This window comes from Streptomyces sp. NPDC029152, assembly GCF_055564355.1.
The window spans coordinates 82,577-89,289 of sequence record NZ_JBVHWR010000019.1 but is presented as its reverse complement, the minus strand read 5'-3'; the positions used below and the strand labels follow the sequence as shown (position 1 = coordinate 89,289).

Genomic DNA, 6,713 nt, shown 5'->3' with positions numbered 1-6,713 from the left:
GGGTCCTTCTTTCGCTTTCTGTCCGCGCTCAGGAGCCGGCGCGGCGGGCCGCCTCGGCACGCAGGGCCGCACGGTCCGTCTTGCCGTTGCGGTTGAGCGGTGCCTCGGGCAGCACCCACAGGTGGCGGGGGAGCATGTAGGCGGGCAGCAGACCGGCGAGGCGAGCCTGCACGTCGGCGGGGTCGAGCGGCGCCCCGATGAGGAACGCGGCGAGCTCGGCGCCCCGCGCGGTGTCGACCGTGCAGGCCGCTGCGTCCCGTCCCGGGGCGCTGCGACGCAACGCCTCCTCGACCTCGGCGAGTTCGACGCGGTAGCCCTGGATCTTCACCTGGGAGTCGTCACGGCCCAGGTGCACGAGGCCGGCCTTGCCGTCGAGGAGGCAGCGGTCGCCCGTGCGGTACCAGCGGCGCCCGCGCAGGTCGACGAAGCGGCCGCGGTCATTGGCGGGGTCCAGGTATCCGTCGAACATCTGGGGCCCGGACATGCACAGTTCGCCGGTGTCGTCGGCGGGCCGCCCGTCCGGGCCGAGCAGGACGAAGTCCATTCCGTCCAGGGGCGTGCCGATGGGTACGGTCGGTGTGGACCACTCGGGTTCGTCACCGACGTGCCAGCGGTAGGCGGTGCAGGCGATGGTGAGTTCGGTGGGACCGTAGATGTTGTCGAGGACGGCGTCGGGGGCGGCGGTGCGCACCGTGCGGGCGACGGTGACGGGGAGGGGTTCGCCGCAGAACACGGCGTAGCGCAGCCGGGACAGGCCGCCGGGGCGCAGGCCGGAGCGGGCGGCGGCCGCGATCAGGCTGGGCGTGCTGTGCCAGAAGGTCAGCTCGTGCGTGCGCGCGCACCGTTCGGGGCTGAGCGCCTGGAGCCGGGTGAGCGCGCAGAGACAGGCGCCGGTGCCCCAGGCGAGGAAGAGGTCGAGCACGGCGAGGTCGAAGGTCAGCTCGTAGATCTGGCTGCACCGGTCGCCCGGCCCGACGTCGTAGCGGGGCAGCGCGGCGGCGAGGAAGGCGCTGGCGTTGCGGTGGGTGATGGGCACGCCCTTGGGGCGGCCGGTGGATCCGGAGGTGAACAGGATGTAGGCCAGGTCCCCGGGCTCGCGGCCGGCCGGACCGCGGAAGGTGGCGGCCGCCGTCGGGTCGGGCCTGGTCAGCACCCGTACGCCGGGCCCCGGGGCGAACACGTGGGCCTCCCCGGTGACGAGCGCGTCGATGCCCGCGGCGGCCGCGACGGCGGCGTTGCGTTCGGCGGGGACGTCGGCGCCGAGCGGCACGACGGCCGCACCGGTGGAGAGGATCCCGAGGAACGCCGCGTAGGTGTCGGCGTTCTTGCCCGTGAGCAGGCCGACGCGGCGCGGCCGGTGTCCGCCGGCGGTCAGGGCCGCCGCCCAGGCCCGGGCCCGCAGGTCCAGTTCGGTGTAGGACAGGATCTCGGCACCGGCCCGCAGGGCGGGACCGTGCGGGTGGGCGGCCAGACCGTCGCGGAACCAGTCGTCGAGCAGCCGGTCCGTCATGTGGTCACTTCCAGTCGGGTCAGCAGGGCCCTGACGGCCCCCGGCGTACGGAAGTTGGCGGGGAGGAGTTCCTCGTCGGGCACCGTGCAGCCGAAGGCGTCCTCCAGGGCCGCGATCAGCCCGACGGTGCCGACGGAGTCCAGTCCGTAGGCGGCCAGCGGCAGGTCGGCCGCGAGCTCCAGGCCGTCGGGCGCGGACGGCAGCGCGGCCCGTATGAGGGCGTCGAGTCGGTCGTCGATGGTGTCGGACACGTCCAGTCGGATCCTTCCCCCCGTCGTGGTCCGGTGTGGTGAGGGGCCCTGTCGTCGCCTTCCCGCCGTTTCGAGGGCGGGCCCGTGGTGCGGGTGCGTGCGGCTCTCGGCGCGGGCCTCCCCGGCGCGAAAGAGCTCCGGTGCGTACCTCGCGGACGCGGTGTCGCGGAACGGGCGGCACGGGCCGGGCGCCCGGGCCCCGGTCGAGTGAACCTCAGCGCAGGACGGTAGGCGGGCGGTCGGGCCGTCGCCGCTCACTTTTGAGCAGACGCCCAGGTGGCGGGTTGAGAGCCTGGCCGGCATGGTGAGCGATCTGCTGGTGGGCGGTTCGGACGTCCGGCTGGCCGCGCGGATCGCCGCGCACGGCCTGGCCCGGGGCGACCGGGTGACTCTGCTGGACCGGAACGGCGACGGCGCGTCGCGGGATCTCCTGGGGCGGGCCGTGGAGTCGGCGGCCGCGGGACCGGGGACGGACGCCCGCGCGGGCCGTCTGCGCGTGTGCCGCGTCGAGGACCTGCCGGGGAGCGTTCCGCCGGGTGCGGCGGCCTGGCTGGTGACCGGTGGTGCCGGTGCCGCCCCGGTCCTGGACGCCCGCCGGGACGCGGAACTGGTGCGCGCGGCGTTGCCCGCGCTGGCCAAGGCGGGGGTGGGCGGGATCGTCCTGGTCGGTTCCGCGGAGGCCGCGGTGCCGATGCCGCTCCCGTCCGTCGGCGGTCCTGCGGGCACGGTGTGCGTGCCGCCCGCCGCCGCCGCGGTCGCGGACGTGGTGTCCGCCATGGAACGGGCCGCTGCCGAGGAGTGCGCGCGCCTGGGCGTGACGCTGCGGGTGCTGCGGGTGGCCTGCCCCGTCACGGCGGACGGACGGACGCCGGGAACCCCGGCGGGACTGCACCGTCTGCTGGCCGCGGTGGAGGAGACCGTCGCGGAGGTGCGCGCCCGGGCGCCCGGCTGGTTCGAGCGCGAGCCGCTGCGGTTCGTCGCACCGCCCGGTACGGCTCTGCCGCTGCTGCCCGTCGAGGAGGCCGTACGCCTGCTGTTCGCGCTGAGCGCGTCGGTGGCGACCGCGGGCCGCGTGTGCCGGGTGGCGTCCCCGCGCGCCACGCCTCTCGCCGAACTGTGCGACCGGATCTCCGACGTGTACGGCGTCCGCCTGACCGCCGTCGCCTCGCCCGGCGAACTCAACGCCGTGGACCGGCTGTTGTGCCGGCGGCTGACCGGCGTGCTGGAGGGTGCCGGACGGGCCGGCGGTGTCCTGGACGCGTACGACGTGCTGGGGCCCGGTGCGCAGGTGGCCGCCATGCGCCCGCCGGCGCAGCGCGGGCTGCTGCGCGCGGTCAGCGAGGGGCAGAGGGCCGCGCGGGAGAAGCGGCTGCTCGGAACAACCGCCTTCGTCGGGACCCTCGGCACGGGCACGTCCCCCGCTCGGGACGGGCAGGAAACGGTGGCGTACCGCACCGCCGGACCGCCTCCCGGCGGCACCGACGCGCTGCCGGTGGTGCTGGTCGGGGCGCTGGGGCAGGGCCCCGACTTCTGGTATCCGCTGATGCGACGGCTCGCGGCGCGGCGGCGAGTCCTGCTGGTCCAGCCGTCCGGCGCGCAGCGGCAGCGGACGGGAGCGCCGGAGACGGCCGCCGTGCTGCGGCGCGAGGGCGTCGGCCCCGCCCACCTGGTGGGCTGGTGCACCGGGCCGAAGGAGGCCGTCGCCCTGGCGCGGGCGCATCCGGAGCGGGTGGCGTCGCTGGCCTTCCTCAGCGGATCGTTCCGGGTGGAGGGACGCGGGGACGGCCTCGACACGGAGCACGAGCGCAGCCTGCACACCCTGTGCCGCGCGGTGCACGCCCGGCCCTCCACCGCCGGACGACTGCTGCGGCTGTTCGGGGAGCCGGAGCCCGAGCCCGAGTCCGCCGAGAACGTGCTCGCCGCCACCCACCGCGACCTGCGCGAGCTGGTGCGGGCGCCGTTCCGCGACGAGGACGCCCTGGTCCGCTACGCCGCCGCGATGCTCGGGTTCTGGGCCGATGACAGCGCCGACGGCGCGCCGGAGGTGTCCGTGCCGGTGCTCGCGCTGGGCGCGGAGTACGACCGCGTGGTGTCCCGCGCCCGGCTGCGCGCCGCCGCCGCCCGGTTCCCGCGGGGGCACTACGCGGAGTTCGCCGCGGCCACGCACCAGTTCCTGTACGACCGGGCCGAGCTGCTCGCGGAAGTGCTGGAGGAGTTCTGGCGGGACCCGGCGGACCGTACACCGCCGGCGGACGAGGTCGTCACGGGGACGGCCGGAGAGGAAACGAGGTGAGCACCCCCAAATCGTTCGAGCGGGTGGCGCGCGACTACGACGCCCTGCGGGGCGGCATGGACCGCGGACGCCAGTCCGCCGGGGCCATCGCCCCCCACCTGGTGCCGGGCGGGCCGGCCCTGGAGGTCGGTGTCGGCACGGGGGCCGTGGCGGCCGGGCTTCTGGAGCGGGGCCACACGGTCTACGGCGTGGACATCTCCCCTTCGATGCTGCGGCAGGCCGGTGAGCGGATCGGCGGCCGGCTGGCCCGCGCCGACGCCCGTGCGCTGCCCTGCCCGGACGGGGCCTTCGCCAACGTGGTCTGCGTCCATGTGCTGCACCTGGTCGGCGACATGGGAGCCGCGCTCGCCGAGGCGCGGCGGGTGCTGCGTACGGGTGGCCGGCTGGTCGCGGTGCACGGTGACCCGTTCGCCGACGACGATCCGATGGTGGCGGCCCTGGAACGGCTGGCGCCGCTGCGGCCGGAGCGTCCGGACTCCCCCGGCCGGCTGGTCGAGGCGGCGGCCGCGGTGGGGCTGCGCACCGTCCAGCAGGGGCCCGACGCGGCGTACGTGCAGGCGACCAGCCCGGAGCAGCTGGCCACCAGCCTCGAGAAGCGTGTGCCTCCCTATCTGTGGGAGGTGACCGACGACGACTGGCGACGGCTGGTGGTGCCCGTGATCGAGGCGCTCCGGGCGCTCCCGGAGCCGGAACGGCCCCGGGAGCAGGTCTGGCGCTCCTGGCTGACGGTGCTGCGCAAGTGACACCTCGCCCCCGCGGGGGCGGGACGGTCCGGCGTCAGCAGGGGATGACCTCGAAGGCGATGGCGGGGCGGCCGCCGAACCGCTCGCCGGTCTGCGCGGCCAGGCCGGTGAGCGGACCGCGGACGTCGCTCACCGGGGGCCGCAGCCCGTCCAGGTAGGTGCGGTGGGCCTCCAGCGAGGCGACGGCCTGGTCCAGCGAGCCGGAGACGTCCACGGCGTGCGTGGGGTGCGGGGAGTTGGCGACGGCGAGGTGACGGACGCCGGTCCAGGGTTCCTCGTCGAGGTCGGGGAAGATCCACCGGTTGGCGGCGTCGGCGACGGCGTCGAGCGCCGCACGGCCGAGGTTGCGGTGGTCGGGGGAATTCCAGCGACCGCTGCTGAAGCGGTCATGGAAATTGAAAGTGAGCAGCAATTCCGGCCGGTGCCTGCGAATGGTCCCGGCGATCGCGCGGCGCAGCGCGGTTCCGTATTCGATGGCACCGTCGGAAAGATCCATGAATTCGACCGAGGAGACGCCCACGATTTTCGCGCTCTCCCGTTGCTCGGCCTCGCGGACCGGTGCGGCCTCGGCCGGGGACATGCCGTCGATCCCGGCCTCCCCCCTGCTGGCCAGCACGTAGCTCACCGTCTTCCCGGCCTTGGTCCAGGCGGCCACGGCGCCGGCCGCGCCGAACTCGATGTCGTCGGGATGAGCCACCACCGCGAGGGCGGTGGTCCAGTCGTCCGGAAATGGCTTCAATTCCTCACTCATACGGGGAAGTTAACATGCGGACAGTCCCCGCCAATGCTCAAAATTGCACAGCAGACGGCGCCGGTGAAGCGTGAACATGGCCGGTGCGCGCGGTATTCCGCCGCGTCGTGCCGAGAGATGTGCGAAGGAGACCCATGAGCAGGACGGCAACCGGCGTGATGAAGTGGGAGCCCTGGAAGCCGCGCCCCTTCGCCGCCCAGGAGGAGGCCATGATGCTCTTCCACGGCCAGGTGGTGAACCACTACTCCGGTGACCTGACGGCCACCAGTACCCAGGAGTGCCTCATCCTCGGGCACCGCGACGGGACGAGCCCCTTCTACGGGCTGGAGCGGGTCGTCGGTGAACTGGAGGGCCGCACCGGCAGCTTCGTCCTCGAGGTCAAGGGCGTGGTGCGTCCCGGGGCCGCCGAGGCGACGATGACCGTCGTCCCCGGGTCGGGCACGGCGCAACTGGCCGGTTTGGAGGGCGAGGGCACGTACAAGAGCGATAACGTCGGTCCGGACGGACACAGTTCGTTCGTCCTGAACTACGTGCTGCCGACCGACTGAGTTCTCGGTCACAGGAGAGGGAAGAAGTATGGAGACCGTCGGCACTCTCGCCGCCATCTCGCTCGACTGCAGGGACCCCAAGGCGCTCGCGGAGTTCTACGGGAAGCTCACCGGATGGAAGGAGATCTTCAGCAGCGAGGACAACACCTACCTGATGGGCGACTCCTCCGTACGGCTGGGCTTCCAGCGGGTCGCCGACCACACCCCGCCGAGCTGGCCGGACGCCGGCAAGCAGTTCCACCTCGACTTCAGCGTCCCGGACCTGGACGCGGCGGAGAAGCAGGTGCTGCGACTGGGCGCCACCAAGCCGGAGTTCCAGCCGGGCGGCGACAAGTGGCGGGTCTACCAGGATCCGGCCGGACACCCGTTCTGCCTGACCACGTACGCGGGATGAACCGCACCCCGGGTGGCCCCGCGGCACGTGCCGCGGGGCCGCCCGGTCGTGTACCGGAGACCGGCGACGAGGCCACCGGGCGGGGCCGGACGCGCCGTTTCGGGCCGGGCGCGGGCCCACAGCCGCGGGGGGGGGGGGCCCCGCGGGGTCTCCGCCCCCGGGGCGTTTTTCCTTTTTCGGCTCCGCTTTTTGAGAAGCTCCGGGGGTCCCCTTCTTTTTCCCC

General features: G+C 74.2%; 7 protein-coding genes. 4 read left to right on the top strand and 3 right to left on the bottom strand.

Annotated features, from left to right (window positions below):
- Window positions 1-28: 28 nt before the first annotated feature.
- Together ACZ4V6_RS30365 and ACZ4V6_RS30360 are read right to left on the bottom strand one after the other, a co-directional pair.
- Complete coding sequence (locus ACZ4V6_RS30365; RefSeq protein WP_467833642.1) at window positions 29-1,510, bottom strand: AMP-binding protein; 1,482 nt, start codon at window positions 1,508-1,510, stop codon at window positions 29-31.
- Window positions 1,507-1,761, bottom strand: coding sequence for an acyl carrier protein (locus ACZ4V6_RS30360; protein WP_171991178.1), 255 nt, complete (start codon window positions 1,759-1,761; stop codon window positions 1,507-1,509). The genes ACZ4V6_RS30365 and ACZ4V6_RS30360 overlap by 4 nt, the downstream gene beginning before the upstream one ends.
- Before the next feature lie 301 nt (window positions 1,762-2,062).
- Between ACZ4V6_RS30360 and ACZ4V6_RS30355 the strand changes: the two genes are divergently transcribed.
- Complete coding sequence (locus tag ACZ4V6_RS30355; protein ID WP_467833640.1) at window positions 2,063-4,054, top strand: alpha/beta fold hydrolase; 1,992 nt, start codon at window positions 2,063-2,065, stop codon at window positions 4,052-4,054.
- Window positions 4,051-4,797 carry a class I SAM-dependent methyltransferase gene (locus ACZ4V6_RS30350; RefSeq protein ID WP_467833639.1) on the top strand — a complete coding sequence of 249 codons (747 nt, stop codon included), beginning with the start codon at window positions 4,051-4,053 and terminating at the stop codon, window positions 4,795-4,797. The genes ACZ4V6_RS30355 and ACZ4V6_RS30350 overlap by 4 nt, the downstream gene beginning before the upstream one ends.
- Window positions 4,798-4,831: 34 nt before the next feature.
- On the opposite strand, the gene ACZ4V6_RS30345 is transcribed toward ACZ4V6_RS30350, so the two are convergent.
- Window positions 4,832-5,548 carry a PIG-L deacetylase family protein gene (locus ACZ4V6_RS30345; RefSeq protein WP_467833637.1) on the bottom strand — a complete coding sequence of 239 codons (717 nt, stop codon included), beginning with the start codon at window positions 5,546-5,548 and terminating at the stop codon, window positions 4,832-4,834.
- Window positions 5,549-5,682: 134 nt separating this feature from the next.
- Here ACZ4V6_RS30345 and ACZ4V6_RS30340 point away from each other — a divergent pair, with 134 nt between their 5' ends.
- Complete coding sequence (locus ACZ4V6_RS30340; RefSeq protein WP_077801511.1) at window positions 5,683-6,096, top strand: DUF3224 domain-containing protein; 414 nt, start codon at window positions 5,683-5,685, stop codon at window positions 6,094-6,096.
- Between the two features lie 28 nt (window positions 6,097-6,124).
- Entirely contained in the window at window positions 6,125-6,490 is a 366-nt protein-coding gene (locus tag ACZ4V6_RS30335) for a VOC family protein (protein ID WP_077801510.1), read from the top strand.
- Window positions 6,491-6,713: the final 223 nt, after the last annotated feature.